The sequence below is a fragment of the Acinetobacter sp. TG2027 genome (genome assembly GCF_000302435.1).
Taxonomy (GTDB): Bacteria; Pseudomonadota; Gammaproteobacteria; order Pseudomonadales; family Moraxellaceae; genus Acinetobacter; species Acinetobacter pittii.
The window spans coordinates 26006-46038 of the sequence record NZ_AMJN01000066.1 but is presented as its reverse complement, the minus strand read 5'-3'; the positions used below and the strand labels follow the sequence as shown (position 1 = coordinate 46038).

Genomic DNA, 20033 nt, shown 5'->3' with positions numbered 1-20033 from the left:
GAATGGTGAGATGACCAAAGAAGCGATCTAATCAATTAAAAAAAGAGACCACAAGTTGGTCTCTTTTTATATCTCGAAGAATAGATTTATAACGGAGTAGGCAAATTAAGGACTGCTTGGGCATCTTGAATAACATCCAAGCGGAGAATTTTTGAAGCGCCAAGTTCATTTAGCAACTTTGTCAAAGGGCCTTCATTTTTCACAAATTGTACTTTCTTTGGAAAAAGCTTTTGCGCAAAAGAAAGAACGTTTGATTGAACATCTGTTTGATGCCATTTCCCATCGACTATATGTAGCATGGTTGCTTTATTAATATGTGTTTCAGAATCGACACGTTTTAAAGTAGGAACAGCAGTTTTTAAACTTAAATCCAATTTTCCATTAACATCGAAAATTTTGGCTTGAACCTCTTTTGAACTAATACTGATATCAATTTTTGTTAACCATTTTGGTAACTGGTAACCATATACACCACGGACTCTAGCAATTTCTGTATCTACAGGCAAAGCTAAAACATGTGCATGAAAGTGGCGTTGACGCATCGATTTCATTAACTCTGCGATGTGAGGCCCACGAGCCTTGGGTTTGCGTACAACAATCGCAATCGACACCTCGTTATACGGGTCATTGTCACAAACCGAATAAGAGAAAAAAGTGACGGCGACTAACCCATAACCAGGAAATGGTTGTAAGGGCGTTAAAGCATCAGGAAGTTTTGCCTTAATCTGTTTAATGGGAGCAAGCATTAATAGCTGAACATTTGCACTACGATAATAAAAGTTCGGTGCCCAAACAGGTCCAACTCTTGATTCAACTAATTTTTTAGGAATATGACGGAAAAAGTCGATATTGCCAGCAGCAGGGTCTTGAGCGACTTCATCTAAATCGGGATTCATTCTAAAACGGTCATAATAACCACCTTTGGGTACTTTGATTTTTTGTTGTCCAAATTCAACCTCAGTAAATTGTTGTTTTATATTCATTGGAGTTCACCTTTACATTAATTGACCGCGTAGCTACCGTTGTCTTTATCAAGACGTGTTAATTTATAGCCAATGTCGGCACTATAAGGTTAAAGTTCACTTTAAAGTCAAGACTTTAATTTCTAGCTGTAAAGTCTTTGACATTTAAAAGAAATAAAATAAAAAACAATTAAAGATTAAAAAGATACAGAGTACAGTAGAGTCTTCATATAAATTTTATTTTAACAATAAGATTGAGGCTATTGACCTTAAAGCTAACTTTAATCTTACGATAAATATTCATACCTTTATAACGAATCTAGAAGCAGATTTTCAGCAGGAGTACAAAGATGGGATATGTAACCACAAAAGATGGCGTAGACATTTTCTATAAAGACTGGGGGCCACGCGATGCCCAAGTTTTATTTTTTCATCACGGTTGGCCTTTAAGTTCAGATGATTGGGACACACAATTGCTTTTTTTCCTTAAAGAAGGTTTCCGCGTAGTTGCTCATGACAGACGTGGGCACGGGCGCTCAAGTCAAGTGTGGGATGGTCATGATATGGACCACTATGCAGATGACGTTGCAGAAGTGGTTAAACATCTCGATATTAAAAATGCAATTCATATTGGACACTCAACTGGTGGTGGCGAGGTAGTCCGCTATATTGCACGTCATGGTCAGGAAAATGTTAACAAAGCAGTCCTTGTGAGTGCAGTTCCTCCACTAATGGTTAAAACTGAAAATAATCCCGAAGGTTTACCAAAAGAAGTTTTTGATGACCTTCAAAATCAAGTACTCACAAACCGTGCGCAATTTTTCCGTGATCTTCCATCTGGCCCGTTCTATGGTTTTAACCGACCAGATGCGAAACCATCTGAAGGTATCATTTCGAACTGGTGGCGTCAGGGTATGACGGGTTGTGCAAAAGCACATTACGATGGTATTGTGGCATTCTCACAAACTGACTTCACCGAAGATTTAAAGAAAATCACGGTTCCTGTTTTGGTGTTGCATGGTGACGACGACCAGATCGTGCCGTATAAAACTTCTGGCGTAAAATCTGCTGAGTTACTTCAAAATAGCCAACTCAAAATCTACCCAGGTTTTTCTCACGGTATGTTAACCGTAAACCATGAAGTGATTAATGCTGATTTATTGGCCTTTATTCGCGAATAATTAAAAACATTCAAACTTTAAAAAAGAGGCGTTAAGTGCCTCTTTTTTATTTATAAATTACTGAAATTGAAAGTAATAAATATAGGAATAATAAAAGGTATTGACATTAAAGTTAGTTTTAATCTTAAAGTAAAGTCATACTGAATGAGGTCATACCAATGAAAGTGTTCGAAAAATTAGTATTCCCAAATGGCTCATATGTTCCTAACCGTATTGCTAAAGCAGCAATGGAAGAAAACATGGCTGATTTAAACCATGCACCATCAGAAGAATTAATGCGTTTATATCAGGCTTGGGCAAATGGTGGCGTAGGTCTAATTATTACTGGAAATGTGATGGTAGACCGCCGAGCGATGACTGGACCGGGTGGCGTAGTGCTTGAAGATGAAAAGCATCTAGATACTTTTAAAAAATGGGCACAAATTGGTCGCTCAAAAGGCGCTCAGGTGTGGCTTCAAATTAACCATCCGGGGCGTCAAATGCAAGCAAACCTTGGTCAGCAGACTTGGGCGCCATCGGCTATTTCACTTGATCTTGGCAAAATGTCAAATCGCTTTAATACACCAATTGAAATGACTGAATCTATGATTGCAGAGGTGATTCAGCGTTTTGCAAACACAGCGCGTCTAGGTGAAAAAGCTGGGTTTACTGGTGTAGAAATTCATGCAGCACATGGTTACTTATTAAGCCAGTTTCTTTCACCACTGAGTAATAAACGCCAAGACCATTGGGGTGGCTCTTTAGAAAATCGTGCTCGTATTTTAATTGAGATTGTGGAAGCAGTTCGTAAAGTCGTTTCGCCTACGTTTACTGTTGCAGTAAAACTGAACTCAGCCGATTTCCAACGCGGTGGATTTAGCGCTGAAGATGCTCAACAAGTAGTTAAAATGCTAAATGAACACGCTGTAGATTTGGTTGAACTTTCAGGCGGTAGCTATGAAGCACCTGCCATGCAAGGTCAAGCACGTGATGGCCGTACTCTTGCTCGTGAAGCTTATTTTTTAGAATTTGCGCAAGAGATTCGTAAAGTTGCCAAAATGCCTGTTATGGTGACAGGTGGCATACGCCGTAAACAAGTGGCAGAAAAAGTAGTTGAAAGCGGTGTAGATATGGTCGGTATTGCCACAGCTCTAGCGATTGAACCTAATTTGCCAAATGCTTGGAAACAAGGCCAGAATCTTAGCCCTGAATTAAAACCGATTACTTGGAAGAACAAAACACTTGCTTCACTTGCCAATATGGCGGTGGTCAAATTCCAGTTACGTAATTTAAGCTCTGGTAAAAAAACAAAACCAAATGTTTCACCAGCTTGGGCTTTAATTTTGCAACAATCAGCGATGTCATGCCGTACCCGCCAATACAAAAAAGGCATGCGTGACTATTCATTTGCTTCTTAATAAGTGAGTTGTGTTATGACAAATCCTAACGATTCAAACTGGATAATTTATGGAGCAAATGGCTACACGGGCGAGTTAATCGCTCGTGAAGCTGTACGCCAAGGTCTAAAACCAACTCTGGCTGGTCGTAACAACGCTAAGGTTGAAACATTAGCTCAAGAGTTGGGACTTGACTATAAAGCTTTTGGGCTGGATAACATAGATGCGGTAAGTCAACAACTCCAAGGCTTTAAACTGGTGATGCACTGTGCAGGGCCATTTTCAGCAACATCAAAACCCATGATGGAAGCTTGTATAAAGGCTGGTGCTCACTATCTAGATATTACTGGTGAAATCGCTGTATTTGAATTGGCACAGTCACTTAATAGTCAAGCTGAAAAAGCCGATGTTGTGCTTTGTCCGGGTGTCGGTTTCGATGTGATCCCGACAGATTGTGTTGCTGCTGCGCTCAAAGAAGCATTGCCAGATGCGACCCATTTAGCGCTTGGTTTTGACTCTAGAACAGGGTTCTCACCGGGTACTGCTAAAACAAGTACAGAAGGCATGGCCGAAGGCGGAAAAATTCGTAAAAACGGAAAAATTACTACCGTTCCATTAGCACATTATGTTCGGACCATTGATTTTGGTGATGGTAAAAAAAGTGCCATGAGTGTTCCATGGGGAGACGTATCTACAGCGTTCTATACAACAGGTATTCCAAACATTGAAGTGTTTGTACCCGCATTTCCCAAAATGATTTTTGGTGCGAAAATGATGAACTATTTACGCCCAGTATTAAAACTAAATGCTGTACAGAAGTTTATTAAATCGCGTATAGAAAAAACGGTTGTTGGGCCAAATGAGGAACTCCGCGCAAAAGTACCCACCTATGTTTGGGGTGAAGCAAGAAATTCACGTGGGGAAATCAAAACCGCCCGCATCCAAACGGAAAACGCTTATAGCCTTACCGTAAATGGTTCACTGACTGTAGTGAATTATTTGCTCAAAAATACCGTTAAGGGTGGTACATACACACCTGCAAAATTGATGGGTTATAAGCTAGTGACCGAACTACCGGGTTCTGGTCCACTGGTCATTAATTAATAAAGCCTTTATTAAAACAGCACATTTATTGATGGTCCCGAATAAGGTTTTCGCTATCAAAAGATTGGCTGATTTTTTTCTATAGTATTTGCATGAAAAAACGAATTACAGCGTTGGTCCGTAATTCGTTTTTTTAGATTTATAGATTGATACTTAAACGCTTTGGTTACTTAGTTGATACCAGTACCCATCTATACAACGCGAGAGCGATTAACTCTAATTGAAATTATGGTGTTTTTGCGTTGTCAAAATAGAGATTCATCAGACGTTCTGCATTTTGCTCACATGTAATTTCATCTGGTTTGTTATTAATAGCTTCAATCATGGTATGTAAGTTTTGCTTACTGACTTTTAGCTTTTGTTCTAAAATTTCTATTTCCTGAATTTTGGTTTCAATCGTTTGAATGAGAGCATCATGGTCCCAAGCGACAACTTTCGATGGCAAAAATGCTTTAATTTCTGCTAAAGAAAACCCGACTTGTTGAGCTTGCTGGATTAAAGAAAGTTGTTTCAAATCGTTATCAGTATATTCACGATAGCCATTCGATTTTCTTTTTGCTTTAGGCAAGAGTTTAATTTGCTCGTAATAACGAATAGTAGGGGTACTTAAACCACTTAATTTCGATAACTCGCTAATATTCATAGCTACATACTCTCTTGACATTCAAGCTAACTTTAGACTTATAGTAACACAAAAGCAAGGTTCATAACTTTACCAAGCACACACTTTCAGTAACAACTTTCTATGCTTTGATAGACGAAAGAATAGAATTATAAATATGAAAAATGAGGTGAGAAAATGTCTAAACGCATATTACACGTCGTGACCAATGTTTCACGCTATAAGGATGTAGATCAACAAACAGGACTGTGGTTAGGTGAGCTCACCCATGCCTATGACGAATTTGAAAAACAAGGTTATGTGCAAGATATTGTGAGTCCAAATGGCGGAAAAACTCCAATTGAACCAAAATCGCTTGTGCCTTTAGTAGCAGATAAATCTGTTAAAGACCGAGAAAAAGATCAGGCTTTTATTACGCTGCTGGGGCAAATACCTTTAAGCCTTCCGATATTAATTGGCAAGATTATGACGTGATCTATTACACAGGTGGCCATGGGGTGATGTGGGATTTTTTAGATAATCCTGAACTTCAAGAAATCACCAAAAATATTTATGAAAAAGGCGGTATTGTTTCAAGTGTTTGTCATGGCTATTGTGGCTTGCTCAATGTCAGACTTTCAAATGGTGAACGACTTATAACAGGCAAAAAATTAACATGCTTTGCATGGAGTGAAGAGGTTTTGGCAGGGGTGGCAAAAAAAGTGCCGTACAATGCCGAAGAGTTAGCGAAAGAATATGGCGCTCGTTATGAAAAGGCTTTTATTCCTTTTGCACCATATGTCGTTCAAGATGGCAAGTTAATTACAGGTCAAAACCCTTTTTCAGCTAAAAAGACGGCTCTAGCAATAATAGAAGAGCTAGAAAAGTCATAATTTAATAATTCAAATATAAACCCTAAAAGTAGGACCAGCGATGGGCTTGCTTTTAGGGTTTTTAAATAAATGGATTGATCCTACGAGGTTAAATTTAAGGAACAATTACAAAATCAGGGTTTGCTATTGCAAAAACTGCTTCACGGTCAGCAACTGGTGGATAAATCCATACGGTATTAATTTCTTGTTTAATTTTTTTCGCTTCCTCACGCACAAATTGAACTTGTCGATCCCAACCTTCAGTATAAAGTGCACCCCAAGGACCTAAGTCAACACAAGTGACATACTTCGGTTGACTGTATGGATGAAGTGGTAAATCAACCAATTCTGCCGCAGCGTTATAACCCGCCACACGGCCTAAGCTCATAGCATGCTGACACGACATCACATTAAAATTGCCTAAATCATCGGTTGGAACTTTTACAGTATCGCCAGTCACAAAAATGTTTTTTGCTTCAGGTGCATGTAAATAAGAATCCCCAATCAAACGGCCTAAATTATCTTTTTCACCAGCAATTTGAGAGGTGAGTGGATTAGCCCGCATACCGGCAGTCCAAATCACGGTTTCTGTTTCAATTCTTTCGCCATTAGAAAGTGTTACCCCTGATGCATCTAGTGCTGTAACTCGTAGCCCAGCTTTACCTTCCACACCAAGCTCGCTAAGAGCTTCTCGAATAACGGTAGCTGCTTGATCCCCCATAGCCGCGCCAATTTCTGTTGAGGAATCAACTAAAACTACACGGACATCAGTTTCACCTAAAATGCTACGCAGACGTTCAGGCATTTCAGTAACGGTTTCTAACCCAGTAAGACCACCACCTGCAACGACCACCGTATTACGCGCTGCATTTGCAGGTTTATTAGCTAAGTTTTTAAGATGTTGGTCTAGTTTTTCAGCATCTTCTAGTGTGCTTACGCTAAAGCCATATTCGGTAAGACCCGATATAGGCGGCATAAACGTCGTACTTCCGGTTGCCAGAATAAAACGGTCATACCTTAAGGATTGTTTGTTGTCATCGGTGGTTGAAACCTCAATTGCCTGTTGGTCGACATCAATTTTATTTACCCAACCTGCCAGAAATTTAACTCCCACCACACTTAATAACTCTGAAATATCAGGGTTCATGTTTTCAAGCACAGCTTCATAAAGACGAGGACGAATCCCAACATTCGGGCTCGGGGAAACAATCAGTACCTCAATGTTTTGTTCTTGCGACGCTAAGTGAATTGCTCTTTGTGCAGCGAGTGCAGCCCATAAGCCAGCAAAGCCAGAACCTGCAATAATAATACGCTTACTCATTTGATTATCCTTTTGATAGATTTTCGGACAACATATTCCTACTCATCACAAAATTTAAGGTGAGCGAATCCATTCTCTGATTGTCCGAAAAAATCTGAGAAGGCATTTAAAAAGGATTAAGGGTGTTTTATATTAGGGTGCGAACCCCTACTAACTTATTAGTCGGGGGTATCCCGCGATATTTTACTTTTACGCATTTTTGCTGTTCTTCCTTCGATGCGTTCATTGATCCAGCCATTTACATCACTAAAAAACACGTCAGGTGCATAACGGCCAAAACGGTCTGCAATATCGCCAAGTGTATGAGCACCTAAAGCATCTCGCATGGCTTTTTCGGCTTGTAGCATGACTGCATGTACTGCGCACACACCACTGGTTGCCCAATCTGGCGGGGCAGTGTTAAAGACTGCACATTTCCCACGAACTTCTTGGCACTCAAAAAGCGGTTTTTCACCCTCAATGGCATTCACAATATCTAAAAAACTGATTTCATGAGCAGATCGGGCGAGTAAATAGCCGCCGCGAACACCTTCTTGAGCAATAACGAGACCTGCCTTTTCAAGTTTAGGAAAAATCTTGGCCATAAAACTCGGAGAGACTCCTTGTAATTCAGCAAGGTCCTTACTACTCAAAGGTTTATCTTCATTGTTCACAAGAAAAAGAAGACAGTGAATCGCATACTCAATGCTACTAGTGATATAAGCCATTTAATTTCATAATTGATCAATTATAAACACAGACTAATGCAGTCTGTGTTTTAAGTCAATAATAAAACTAAGACAAAACCAATCCTAGTTTTAAGCAAGCTATTTAAAAGTGTTAATTTTGAATATATCTAACTGAATAATTTAAATTTTATTAAATAAAAAAATTTTAATAATTTATAAAAAATATTTTATTGAGTTCTTTTAATCGTATGAATTTCTAATAGATGCTTAATCAAATAGTTCACAACTTATAAGTAAGATTGATGAAAGGGGATAGCCATTTATCATTTATTTTTAGAGTCTTTTAAATTATATTTATGTAGATTGTTGCAATTAAAATATTGAATAGCTTTATCCAAATAAAAATATTTTTTACATAGCATGATGAATGAATAAGAGAGTTGTTTTTGAAAACTGAATTTACTATTAGATGTATTTATGCACTTTGCCTTATTGGTGCAGGGTTCAACCATTTACAAACAGTTTTGATGCATGGTTTGTTTTGGGACTATAACAATGCGCCTTTATTTACTTGTATTTATTGGACATCTTTAACGTTTATTGATCCACTTGCAGCAATTCTTCTATTTTATAGACCTCGTATCGGCTTAATTCTAACTTTTCTCATTATATTTAGTGATGTCATTCACAACACTTGGATTACATTAAAAGTAGGGCGAGACTTGCTTAACTATATGTATATTTCCCAATTTTTATTTCTGGTTTTTGTTTTGTGCACAATTAAGTTTCCGTGGAAGGCACACCACACAAGTTAAAATTTAAATATTGGAGAGAAAAAGCATTCTTTTACTCTCCAAATAATTTCTTCAAACTTACGAACGCCACCAATAATTTTCGACATTTGGTTCATTAAGATTCAAGAGTTCTCCCATTTGCGGTGTGCTAATCGCTAACTCATTTTGTTGAGCCAAAGCCACGATACGTTCAAATGGATCATCCCAAGCATGAAGGGCCAAATCAAAAGTACCGTTGTGCACAGGCAGCAAATGACGTCCTTTTAAATCGATATGTGCTTGTAAAGTTTGCTCTGGTTGCATGTGAACATCAGGCCATTCGGGGTCGTAAGCACCCGTTTCTAACATGGTCAGATCGAAAGGGCCATAACGATATCCAATCTCTTTAAACCCATCAAAATAGCCCGTATCTCCACTAAAAAATACACGTAAATCATTATCAATAATCACCCACGAGGCCCAAAGCGTCGCATTGCTATCGCCCATACCACGGCCTGAAAAATGATGAGCAGGGGTAGCCACCAATTTTAGTCCATCTACATGGGTAGTATCCCACCAATCAAGTTGTTGAACTTTTTCTGCTGGAATTCCCCATTTAATGAGTGTGTCACCCACACCAAGCGGTGTTAAGAAATGCTCAACTTTATCGTGAAGTTGCATCACTGCATGGTAGTCGAGGTGGTCGTAGTGGTTATGCGACAAAATCACGCCTTTAATAGGTGGTAAGTTCGCAATGCTAATTGGTGGCTGATGGAAACGTTTTGGTCCAAGCCATTGAAAAGGCGAAGCACGCTCTGAAAACACTGGGTCGGTTAACCAAAATTCATTTTGCAGTTTTAACAAGATGGTTGAGTGGCCCAAACGAAATAGAGAGCGATCGGGCGCACTTAATAACTGTTCTTTCGACAAACTTAAAACAGGAATTTCTCTATTTGGAACGGTGTCTTTTGGTTTATTAAATAAAAACTTCCACATGAGCTGAAGCGTTTTACCAAAAGAAGGCTTGTGTTGATTTGGACGCGTATTTCTAAATTTGCCATTGTGTTGTTGAGATGGCATTAGGGGAGCAGGCAAGTCTGTTGTGTTTGAAATAGTCATTTTGTTTTTCCTTATTGGAACAAACCTATATGTATAAATAAGAACTTGGGCTAAGTGCTTATTTTGATTTATTTAAATGAGTATTTACTCACTCATTAATTCATTCAAAAATAAGGACGCCGCGCATCCTTACTTTTATCTATATTGAAACTGCATGCCAAAAGGCTTCAAAACCTGATTTGCGATAACGCTCGGCTTGAGAAGGGTCTTGGGCAATAAAATTGAGTGTAACTTCAGCAAGCGCACCTAAAATTGAAGCAATAAATAACGGTGGGTAATCTCTTAATTTTCCGTCATTAATACATTCTTGAATGTTTTGGGTGAGGTCACAAAAGGTTTGCATACCAATTTGTTTACTTTGCTCAGTAATTTGTTCCGATGTTGAAAGCTGCGCCATTACTTTACGTTTAAGGGGAGCTTCTAAACTCCAGTCCAAATAGCTTTGCCAGATATGCGACATTTGTGTTTGCAGGTCAGCGTTAGTCGGGTAACTAAGCATCATCACCTGACGCAGTTCGGCCTTTAGCGAAAGATATAACTGGTTCAGCAGTTCTTCTTTATTACTAAAATAGGTAAATAAAGTACCTTCTGCCACACCAGCAACTTTGGCAATTTTTGAGGTAGACGCACGCTCGCCAAGCTCTGCCAATGTTTCGATAGCAGCACTTAAAATTGCATTACGTTTATCTTCACTACGAGGACGAGCCATATATAAAAATATTAATTGAGTGATTACTCAATCATACATAAAAATATGAGTAGCGCAAGCGAAATAGAATTTTACTGTCATAAATTTACTATTTTATAAACTATTCATAAGCTGCAATATTTGGCTCTTACACCATACGATTTGGTGTTCATGGGACTTTTGCTGATCCCAATATAAATTCATCTGATATCCAACAATATCTATCGGTAGCGGATGCACCTTAATTTGAGGGTAAGCATCTTTAAAATGAGCAATTTGACATTGAGGAATCGTGAGTAAATGGTCCATTTGTGTAATTAATCGGATTGCCGTTTCATATTGTTGGCAGCGGAAACTAATCGTTCTTTTGATACCTTGTTTAGATAAGAAAAAATCTTCAAAGACACGACCTGTAGGACGAGAGGACACTGTAATGTGTTTAGTTTCTAAATAAATTTCTTTGGTTAGGTTTGTTGTGGATAATAAAGGATGCTGCTTGCGACTTATTACTACAAATTGATCTTTAGTAAGGCATTCATAACCAATGCTATCTTCAACTGAATGTTGAACATCAATCGCAAAATCAATTTTCCCCGTAGAAAGCTCATGTCTTAAGTTTTTACGATCAATGCGTACGCTATTTAACTGCAAATTAGGATTAAATTGAGTCAAGTGCTGAATAATAGAGGGTAAAAAAATTCCTTCATACTCATCATTCATAGCAATTGTGAGATGCTTTAAATCTCGTGCTGGCACAAAGTCATGTGTGCTCTGAATTGCTTGATGTATAAGTTGTAATGACTGTTCAATTTTAGGCCATAAACGTTTGGCTAAAGGTGATGGAACAACACCGTGTCCATCTCGAATAAATAATGGATCATTAAAATGATCACGTAAACGTGCCAAAGCATGGCTAACAGCAGGTTGACTTAGATAAAGTTGTTCACTGGCCCGTGTTAGATTTTTTTCTTTATAAATTGCCACAAATACACGAAATAAATTCAGGTCAATACGAGCAAGAGAGGCAATATTATTATTCATTTCATTCATAGTTTGTTATTCAAACAATTCATTTTATTCATTGTAACAAGTTAGATATGGTCAGGAAATAGCGTAAGAAATAGAGTGATTAAAACCGTGAATTTTGAATGTAGCGCTTGTGGTAACCACATTTAGAAGCATTGATTACAACTAATTTTTATAAAACCTATGAACATAAGGAAATGATATGGCAACACATTTATTTGATTTGACTGGAAAAATAGCTTTAGTTACAGGTGCAAGTCGCGGCATTGGCGAGGAAATTGCCAAACTTTTAGCTGAACAAGGTGCACATGTAATTGTCTCTAGTCGGAAAGTTGTAGATTGCCAACGCGTTGCTAATGAAATTATTGCAGCAAATGGAAAGGCGGAGGCTTTTGCTTGCCATGTGGGGAAGTTAGAAGATATTGCAGAAATTTTTGAATATATTCGTAAAGAACATGGACGTTTAGATATTTTGGTCAACAATGCGGCCGCCAATCCCTATTTTGGGCATATTCTCGATACAGATATTGGAGCCTATAACAAAACGGTTGAAGTCAATATTCGTGGATATTTCTTCATGTCTATTGAGGCGGGCAAATTAATGAAAGAACAGGGCAGCGGTACAATTGTTAATACCGCATCTGTAAATGCCCTGCAACCCGGAGATCGACAAGGTATTTATTCTATTACCAAAGCTGCGGTGGTGAATATGACCAAAGCCTTTGCAAAAGAATGTGGGCCATTGGGCATTCGAGTGAATGCTTTATTGCCGGGTCTTACCAAGACCAAATTTGCTTCGGCACTATTTGAAAATGAAGATATTTATAAAAGTTGGATGGACACAATTCCATTACGCCGTCACGCAGAACCACGTGAAATGGCAGGTACCGTATTGTATCTAGTGTCCGATGCTGCGAGTTACACCAATGGTGAATGTATTGTGGTTGATGGCGGTTTAACTATTTAGGGAAGAATAGCAATGTACGAACATTATTCAGGTCAAGTGGTCTTAATCACAGGTGCGGCGAGTGGATTTGGTGCATTGCTGGCACAGCAACTGGCAAAGTATGGTGCAAAATTAGTGTTGGGTGACTTGAATATTGAAGGGTTAAATACTGTAGTTGAACCGCTACGCCAAGCAGGAGTGGAGGTGGTTGCGCAAGTGTGTGATGTCAGTTGTGAAGCAGATGTACAGGCTTTGGTGCAAAGTGCAGTTACTCAGTTTGGTAGAGTCGATGTCGGGATCAATAATGCAGGTATGAGTCCGCCTATGAAAAGCTTTATTGATACCGATGAAGCAGATCTGGATTTGAGTTTTGCCGTCAATGCCAAAGGTGTGTTCTTTGGAATGAAGCATCAAATTCGTCAGATGTTGCAACAAGGTGGGGGCATTATTCTGAATGTTGCTTCTGTTGCAGGTTTAGGCGCTGCTCCCAAATTGGCTGCCTATGCTGCGGCAAAGCATGCTGTGGTGGGATTAACCAAAACAGCAGCGGTTGAATATGCAAATAAAGGCATTCGAGTTAATGCAATTTGTCCATTTTATACAACCACCCCGATGGTGGTCGACAGTGAACTCAAAGAGAAACAAGACTTTTTAGGGCAAGCCTCGCCAATGAAGCGTCTTGGCCATCCAAGCGAAGTGGTGGCAATGATGCTGATGATGTGTGCCAAAGAAAACTCATATCTCACAGGTCAAGCCATTGCAATTGATGGCGGCGTGACAGCTTATTAAAACATTTATTAAATACATCTTATTCATATGTTTAGGAAAAAATCATGACAATTAATTTAAGCAATCGAGTGGCTATTGTTACAGGTGCAGGCGCAGGTCTAGGGCGGGAACATGCATTGTTACTGGCACGTTTGGGTGCAAAAGTGGTCGTGAATGATCTTGGTAGCGATGTAAACGGAAAAGGTGGCTCAACCATGGCGGCCCAAAAAGTCGTGGATGAAATTATTGCGGCTGGTGGCGAGGCGATGGCAAATGGTGCTTCAGTCACGGATATTGAACAAGTTCAACAGATGGTAGATGAAACCATTGCCCGTTGGGGACGTGTAGATATTTTAATTAATAACGCTGGAATTCTTCGAGATAAAACTTTTAGCAAAATGTCACTAGATGACTTTCGTACCGTGATTGATGTCCACTTAATGGGGGCAGTAAATTGCACAAAAGCGGTATGGGATATCATGCGCGAGCAAAAATATGGTCGTATTGTTATGACGACTTCATCATCTGGTCTATATGGCAACTTTGGGCAGTCCAACTACAGTGCTGCAAAAATGGCATTGGTTGGACTCATGCAGACACTGGCTTTAGAAGGTGAAAAATCTAATGTTCGGGTAAATTGTCTAGCACCAACAGCAGCAACTCGTATGCTTGAAGGATTATTACCCGAAGAAGCCCTTAAAGCTCTTGCTCCAAGTGCGGTCAGTCCTGCAATCGCGACTTTGGTTAGCGAAGATGCACCGACTCGTATGATTCTTTGTGCGGGCGCAGGTAGTTTTGAAGCTGCCCACATTACCCTTACTCAAGGAATTTATTTAGGTACGGATGAACAGGTTCCGCATGTTTTAGCACAACGTTTAGCTGATGTTGCAGACCGAACAGGTGAGTTTGTGCCTGTCAGAGGAGGCGCTCAAGGTGAGCTTGAGCTGAAAAAAGCTTCATTAATGGCAGGAGAGTAATTTTGACAAAAAATACATTAAGCATCGACCAACTGGTTGAGTTGCAAGGTCAAGAATTAGGTAGCTCGCAATGGATGACCATTGATCAAAACATGATTAATACCTTTGCGGATGTCACACAAGATCATCAATTTATTCATGTGGATGAAGAAGCTGCTCGTCAGACACCTTTTGGTGGCACGATTGCCCACGGTTTTTTAACACTCTCTTTACTTTCAGCGATGGCCGCTCAAGTCTTGCCGACTGTACAGGGGCAGAAATCTGGCGTGAATTATGGCATCAATAATTTGCGTTTTATTAGTCCTGTACATAGCGGTAAGCGGGTGCGTGGAAATTTTCACTTAAAAAATGTTTCCCAAAAAAATGAGGGAAGTTATCAGTTGATCATGGAAGTCACGATTGAAATCGAAGATCAGGCAAAACCAGCACTTGTGACAGAGTGGCTTACACTTGTAAATGTATAGGAATAAACCATGAGCAATAAATTAATTCTCTCTCGCCGTGATGTCGATTTTTTGCTATTCGATTGGCTAAAAGTTGAAGAACTCAGCCAACGCGATACTTTTGCAGGACAGGACCGTTTTGAATATACATCTGTTTTAAACGTTTACGAGGCTTTGGCAACCGATTTATTTGCTCCTCATAATAAAAAAAATGACAGTAACGAACCTGTTTTTGATGGTGAACGTGTAACTGTTAATCCTGAAGTCGGGGTCGCACTTAAGGCCTTTGCTGATGCAGGTTTGATGAGTGCAGCGTTTCCGTCAGATTGGAATGGAATGAACTTACCCAATACCATTGAGCGTGCAGGTATGGCATATCTACTCGGTGCCAATTCAGGAACAGCGGGCTATGCCTTTTTAACCATTGGTAATGCAAATTTATTAATGGCTCATGGTGAACCTGAAAAAGTTAAACCCTATGTCAACGCCATGATAGAAGGCAAATGTTTCGGAACGATGTGTTTATCGGAGCCGCAAGCTGGTTCAAGTCTGGCTGATATTCGTACACGTGCGATTAAAACAAAAGATGGTCGTTATCGTTTGTTTGGAAACAAAATGTGGATTTCAGGCGGCGAGCACGATATTTCTGACAATATTGTTCATTTGGTTCTGGCAAAAATTCCAGATGAAAATGGACAATTACCAGCAGGTGTGCAAGGCATTTCTCTGTTTACCGTACCGCGCAAATTACTCGATGAAAATGGACAGCCAAGTGAACGTAATGATGTGGTATTAGCTGGAATTAACCACAAGATGGGTTATCGGGGAACTGTGAATTGTGTGCTGAATTTTGGGGAAGGTCGTTTCACACCCGAAGGAGAAGCAGGCGCAATTGGTGAGCTAGTCGGCGAAGCTGGTAAAGGGTTGGCCTATATGTTCCATATGATGAATGAAGCCCGAATTTCGGTTGGACTTGGGGCAGCAGCATTGGGATATACAGGTTATCTTCATGCTTTAGATTATGCAAAAACTCGAGTACAAGGTCGTTCTCGTAGTGAACGCAATCCAAGTTCTCCACAAATCCCGCTCATTCAACATGCAGATGTACGCCGTATGCTCTTGGCGCAAAAAGCATATGTCTCAGGCGCATTAGCACTGTGCCTATATGCAGCCCGATTAACCGATGATATTCACTCGCTTGAAGATGCCGAGCAACGCGATCAAGCCCATCAATTACTTGATCTATTAACACCAGTGGTGAAAAGCTGGTCTTCTGAATGGGGGCTGGTGGCAAATGATTTAGCCATTCAAGTTCATGGCGGCTACGGTTATACCCGTGAATATAATGTTGAACAGTTTTATCGGGACAATCGACTCAACCCCATTCACGAAGGAACATTTGGCATTCAGGCGCTCGATTTATTAGGACGAAAAACTCGTCTTAATCAGGGGCTGTCGATGAAGCTATTACATGAAAAAATCATGAATACGATCGCACAAGCCAAAGCTGAGCCTTCTTTAAAAGATCATGCAGATCAATTAGACCAAAAGTGGCAACTCATCCGAAATGTAACAGAGAAATTGCATGCATTAACCGATGTAGAACTTCAACTGGCAAATGCCGCCAATTATCTGGAAGCTTTTGGGCATCTTGTAGTGGGGTGGTTATGGCTTGATCAAGCGGTAGTCATTCATAAACTCATGCCGAACTCAACAGATCCTGATTTTCTGTATGGGAAGCTTGCAGCGTGTGATTATTTCTTTGGCTGGGAAATGCCGAAAATTATAAGTTGGTTAGCGGTACTTGATCCGGTAGAGACGACTCCACTCAATATGTCAGAAGAATGGTTCTAGTAAGAACCATTCCTTAACCGCGCCGTTTGACAGAAAAGGAGAACAACCTGATTTTATAGAAAATACCTAATAAGAATCACTATGTAAAAACAAACATCAGGCGTTCAGTAAAGAGCGCCCTAATAAGTAAAAATAAAAATCTAGGACGGATTAAAAGATGAAAAAGAAAACATTAGTCATGGTCATGGCTTCATTTTGTACGAGCCCACTCTATGCAGCAGCATTTGATCGAACAGGACAATCAATTTCTCCATTTCTACAACCTGGTAATTATTTTGAGGCAAGTTTATCTGTTTCAGACACTTCATTAGAAGGACAAGAAGCGGGTACAAACCCAACACGTAATAGTATTTCTGATATTGCAAACTCTGATTATCGTCCCAGTGCAGCCTTGAAATTACAGTTAGCACCTCAGTTTTCATTTGGTTTTCTTTACGATCAGCCATTTACTTCCGACTCTGAATATTATGGAAATAACAGTTTTGTTGCTAAGCCGAGTGATACGATTTTAGTACCAGGCATTGATTCAGCAACACTTGCCCAAAAGACTGGTGGAGAGGTCGTAACAGGGAACACCAAATCAAATTTTGTTATGCAAAATTTTAGTCTGATATTTGGTTATCAACCGGATAAGAACTGGAATTTTTATGCAGGTCCTGTTTATCAGACGTTTAAAAGTAACGTCAATTTAAGAGGTCAAGTTTTCAGTGTATATAATGGCTATGACTTTAATGCCAAAGAAGTTGGAGATTGGGGTTGGTTGGCAGGATTTGGTTATCAAATTCCCGAAAAAGCCATTAAAGCCTCATTGACCTATCGTTCAGAAATTATGCATGAAGTGACTGCCAATGAAAATGCGCCACTGGTTGATATGTTGAGTACACAGCAAGGCCGTGATTTTCTTGATCAGCATTTGGCATATATGGTTTCTATAGGACAACTCACTGAATCTCGTAAGGAGGCACTCAATCGTATTGTTGCGGGCTTACCCGAAGCAGGCACATCAGGCTCAACTAAGTTTAGAGCGCCAGAGTCAGTGAATTTGGAATTTCAGACCGGATTACGCAAAGGTACTTTATTGTTCGGTAACGTGCGTTGGGTTCACTGGAATGATTTTGAGTTTAAACCCTATCGTTTTGGCGAAATCTCAGAAGTTGTTGGGGTTCTATCAACGCCAAGTCGTCCAAACGGTTTTAATCTGGTTCGTTATTATGATGATCAATGGTCTGCCAATCTTGGAATTGGGCAACGCCTAAGCGATAAATGGTCAGGTTCAGTTTCTGTAGGTTGGGACTCGGGAGCAGGTGAACGGGTGTCCACAGGTGGGCCAGCTAAAGGTTATTACAGTGTTGGTCTTGGTGCGCAATATAGTCCAACTTCAAAATACTTTATTTCAGGTGGAATGAAGTATCTATGGCTTGGTGATGCCAAAGGACAGCTTGGTGCTCAGGCAGGCAGTGAATATTATGTTGGTGAATATAAAAATAACTATTCAATCGGTTACGGTTTGAAAATTGGTTATAAATTTTAATTTAACTATTTAATGGATCGCTTAGTTATATAAACAGTTTATTTCTGTACGAGAGTAAGCAGTTTAAGAGATTAAAGAAAATATAAAAAGTGGAGTAGGAATAGGTCCATTTCTCCCTCTCATAAAAGGACAATAAGATGACAAATCAGATCTGGTTAGACGAATATAAGCAATGGAATATAGAAAGTATGATTACATTGCCGGATGAACAAACTTCACTTCTCGATTTATGGGACAACAGCTTTAATAAGTTCCAGCAAAGAAAGGCTTTTATATTTGCAGATCAATCTTTTTCTTATGCTGAAATCGATTTATATAGCCGACAAGTAGCAACATTCTTGCAAAGTTTAGGGCTAGAAAAAGGTACACGAGTTGCCGTAATGATGCCCAATATTATTCAGTACCCAATTATTTCACTTGCCGTGATTCGTGCAGGTTACATTCTGGTCAATATTAACCCCCTCTATACAGCACGTGAGTTAAAGCATCAATTAAATGATGCAGGCGCAAAAGTCTTATTTATATTAGAACAGTTTTTACCTGTTTATGAGGCAGTTAAAGAGCACGTGTCGGTTGAGCAGATTATTACCACCACCATGACTGAAATGTTGGTCGAGCAACCTACTGAATTAGACACCTTAGATTCTAAAAAATACGCTTTTAAGCAAATTTTATTGAAGACAAATGCCCAAGACTACATACGTCCTAAGCTTATTCTTGAGGACACTGCGCTTTTGCAATATACGGGCGGGACAACAGGTGTATCCAAGGGCGCAGAATTAACCCATAAAAATATTGTCGCCAACTTATTACAAAATAATGTGGTTTTTAAAAGCTATTTTGGTGACCGAGATGCTTTTGAAGATGAAATAGCGATCTGTGCCTTACCGCTTTATCATATTTTTGGTTTTACTGTCTGTTTATTACACAGTGCAATGAATAAAGGTTATGCCACTGTTTTAGTTCCAAACCCACGTGATTTAGATGCTCTCGTGCATTGTTTTGAAAAATATCGTCCCACGGTTTTTCCTGCTGTAAATACTTTATTTAATGCACTACTTCATCATGAAGGCTTTAATAAGCTGGACCATAGCCGTTTAGAAATTACCACTGGCGGCGGTATGGCAATTTTGAAATCCACGGCCGATGGATGGGAAAAACTGACAGGACGTATTATCCGTGAAGGGTATGGCTTATCAGAAACTTCTCCTGTGGCGACCTTTAACCCACCAGTCTCTAATACTTTTAGTGGCACGATCGGTATTCCTGTACCGAGCACGGATATTGCAATTTTGGATGATGAAGGTCACCAATTAGCACCCGGTGAAACTGGAGAAATTGCAATTCGTGGCCCGCAGGTCATGAAAGGTTATTGGAATTTACCTGAAGAAACGAAAGCAGTCATGACTGCTGATGGTTTCTTTAGAACGGGTGATATTGGCTTTATGAATGAAAAAGGCTATACCAAAATTATTGACCGTAAAAAAGACATGATTTTAGTGTCAGGTTTTAATGTTTTTCCGAACGAAATTGAAGAAGTTTTAGCCCAACATCCAAAAATTTTAGAAGTCGCCGTGGTTGGCATTGCAGATGAAAAATCGGGTGAAGTGCCTAAAGCCTTTATTGTCAAAAAGGATGACTCTTTATCGGTTGAAGAAATCCAAATCTATGCAAAAGAAAACCTGACTGGCTACAAACAACCACGCTATATTCAATTTATTAATGAATTACCCAAGTCAAATGTGGGTAAAATTTTAAGAAAAGAACTCAAGGTTTAATAAAAACTTTTAATTAAAAACATAAGTGTATGAGGCTAGAAGCTC

At 39.5% G+C, this 20033-nt stretch carries 18 protein-coding genes and 1 pseudogene; 12 read left to right on the top strand and 7 right to left on the bottom strand.

The genetic code is table 11. The annotated features are described in order from the left end of the window. Positions 1-86 precede the first annotated feature (86 nt). Positions 87-983, bottom strand: coding sequence for a hypothetical protein (locus B806_RS0118980; RefSeq protein ID WP_001022499.1), 897 nt, complete (start codon positions 981-983; stop codon positions 87-89). A gap of 329 nt (positions 984-1312) precedes the next feature. Here B806_RS0118980 and B806_RS0118975 point away from each other — a divergent pair, with 329 nt between their 5' ends. The 3 genes from B806_RS0118975 (at position 1313) to B806_RS0118965 (ending at position 4623) form a co-directional block, all read left to right on the top strand. Continuing rightward, complete coding sequence (locus B806_RS0118975) at positions 1313-2143, top strand: alpha/beta hydrolase (protein ID WP_017403377.1); 831 nt, start codon at positions 1313-1315, stop codon at positions 2141-2143. A gap of 158 nt (positions 2144-2301) precedes the next feature. Further along, positions 2302-3540: an NADH:flavin oxidoreductase/NADH oxidase family protein gene (locus tag B806_RS0118970; RefSeq protein ID WP_017386085.1), complete on the top strand. Its 1239-nt coding sequence runs from the start codon at positions 2302-2304 to the stop codon at positions 3538-3540. Positions 3541-3555: 15 nt separating this feature from the next. Continuing rightward, positions 3556-4623 (top strand): saccharopine dehydrogenase NADP-binding domain-containing protein, encoded by a 1068-nt coding sequence (locus B806_RS0118965; RefSeq protein WP_017386086.1) that lies wholly within the window; start codon positions 3556-3558, stop codon positions 4621-4623. Positions 4624-4849: 226 nt separating this feature from the next. On the opposite strand, the gene B806_RS0118960 is transcribed toward B806_RS0118965, so the two are convergent. Further along, on the bottom strand, positions 4850-5266 hold the full coding sequence (locus B806_RS0118960) for a MerR family transcriptional regulator (protein WP_002113932.1): 417 nt from the start codon (positions 5264-5266) through the stop codon (positions 4850-4852). 156 nt (positions 5267-5422) lie between these two features. Here B806_RS0118960 and B806_RS0118955 point away from each other — a divergent pair. Then, positions 5423-6117, top strand: a pseudogene (locus B806_RS0118955) (type 1 glutamine amidotransferase domain-containing protein). 94 nt (positions 6118-6211) lie between these two features. Here B806_RS0118955 and B806_RS0118950 read toward each other — a convergent pair. Continuing rightward, positions 6212-7417 (bottom strand): FAD-dependent oxidoreductase, encoded by a 1206-nt coding sequence (locus B806_RS0118950; protein WP_017386087.1) that lies wholly within the window; start codon positions 7415-7417, stop codon positions 6212-6214. Positions 7418-7575: 158 nt separating this feature from the next. After that, complete coding sequence (locus B806_RS0118945) at positions 7576-8124, bottom strand: Rrf2 family transcriptional regulator (protein ID WP_017386088.1); 549 nt, start codon at positions 8122-8124, stop codon at positions 7576-7578. A gap of 407 nt (positions 8125-8531) precedes the next feature. Between B806_RS0118945 and B806_RS19705 the strand changes: the two genes are divergently transcribed. Beyond that, positions 8532-8900, top strand: a complete 369-nt coding sequence (locus B806_RS19705; protein WP_079381131.1) for a hypothetical protein — start codon at positions 8532-8534, stop codon at positions 8898-8900. A 57-nt stretch (positions 8901-8957) separates the two neighbouring features. Here B806_RS19705 and B806_RS0118940 read toward each other — a convergent pair whose 3' ends face one another. From B806_RS0118940 to B806_RS0118930, 3 genes are all read right to left on the bottom strand, one after another. Continuing rightward, on the bottom strand, positions 8958-9977 hold the full coding sequence (locus tag B806_RS0118940; protein WP_017403376.1) for an MBL fold metallo-hydrolase: 1020 nt from the start codon (positions 9975-9977) through the stop codon (positions 8958-8960). Between the two features lie 139 nt (positions 9978-10116). Continuing rightward, a complete protein-coding gene (locus B806_RS0118935; RefSeq protein WP_000113715.1) occupies positions 10117-10686 on the bottom strand; it encodes a TetR/AcrR family transcriptional regulator in 570 nt (189 codons plus the stop codon). Between the two features lie 93 nt (positions 10687-10779). Then, on the bottom strand, positions 10780-11715 hold the full coding sequence (locus B806_RS0118930; RefSeq protein WP_017403375.1) for a LysR family transcriptional regulator: 936 nt from the start codon (positions 11713-11715) through the stop codon (positions 10780-10782). A 178-nt stretch (positions 11716-11893) separates the two neighbouring features. Here B806_RS0118930 and B806_RS0118925 point away from each other — a divergent pair, with 178 nt between their 5' ends. From B806_RS0118925 to B806_RS0118895, 7 genes are all read left to right on the top strand, one after another. Beyond that, positions 11894-12658 carry an SDR family oxidoreductase gene (locus tag B806_RS0118925; RefSeq protein ID WP_017403374.1) on the top strand — a complete coding sequence of 255 codons (765 nt, stop codon included), beginning with the start codon at positions 11894-11896 and terminating at the stop codon, positions 12656-12658. Between the two features lie 12 nt (positions 12659-12670). After that, a complete protein-coding gene (locus tag B806_RS0118920) occupies positions 12671-13426 on the top strand; it encodes a glucose 1-dehydrogenase (RefSeq protein WP_017403373.1) in 756 nt (251 codons plus the stop codon). Positions 13427-13470: 44 nt separating this feature from the next. Continuing rightward, positions 13471-14382 (top strand): SDR family NAD(P)-dependent oxidoreductase, encoded by a 912-nt coding sequence (locus B806_RS0118915; protein WP_000154576.1) that lies wholly within the window; start codon positions 13471-13473, stop codon positions 14380-14382. Positions 14383-14384: 2 nt separating this feature from the next. Next, positions 14385-14846: a MaoC family dehydratase gene (locus B806_RS0118910; protein WP_017403372.1), complete on the top strand. Its 462-nt coding sequence runs from the start codon at positions 14385-14387 to the stop codon at positions 14844-14846. A gap of 9 nt (positions 14847-14855) precedes the next feature. Next, entirely contained in the window at positions 14856-16679 is a 1824-nt protein-coding gene (locus tag B806_RS0118905) for an acyl-CoA dehydrogenase (protein WP_017403371.1), read from the top strand. A gap of 157 nt (positions 16680-16836) precedes the next feature. After that, positions 16837-18210 carry an outer membrane protein transport protein gene (locus tag B806_RS0118900; protein ID WP_017403370.1) on the top strand — a complete coding sequence of 458 codons (1374 nt, stop codon included), beginning with the start codon at positions 16837-16839 and terminating at the stop codon, positions 18208-18210. A gap of 137 nt (positions 18211-18347) precedes the next feature. Next, positions 18348-19988, top strand: a complete 1641-nt coding sequence (locus tag B806_RS0118895; RefSeq protein WP_017403369.1) for an AMP-binding protein — start codon at positions 18348-18350, stop codon at positions 19986-19988. Positions 19989-20033: the final 45 nt, after the last annotated feature.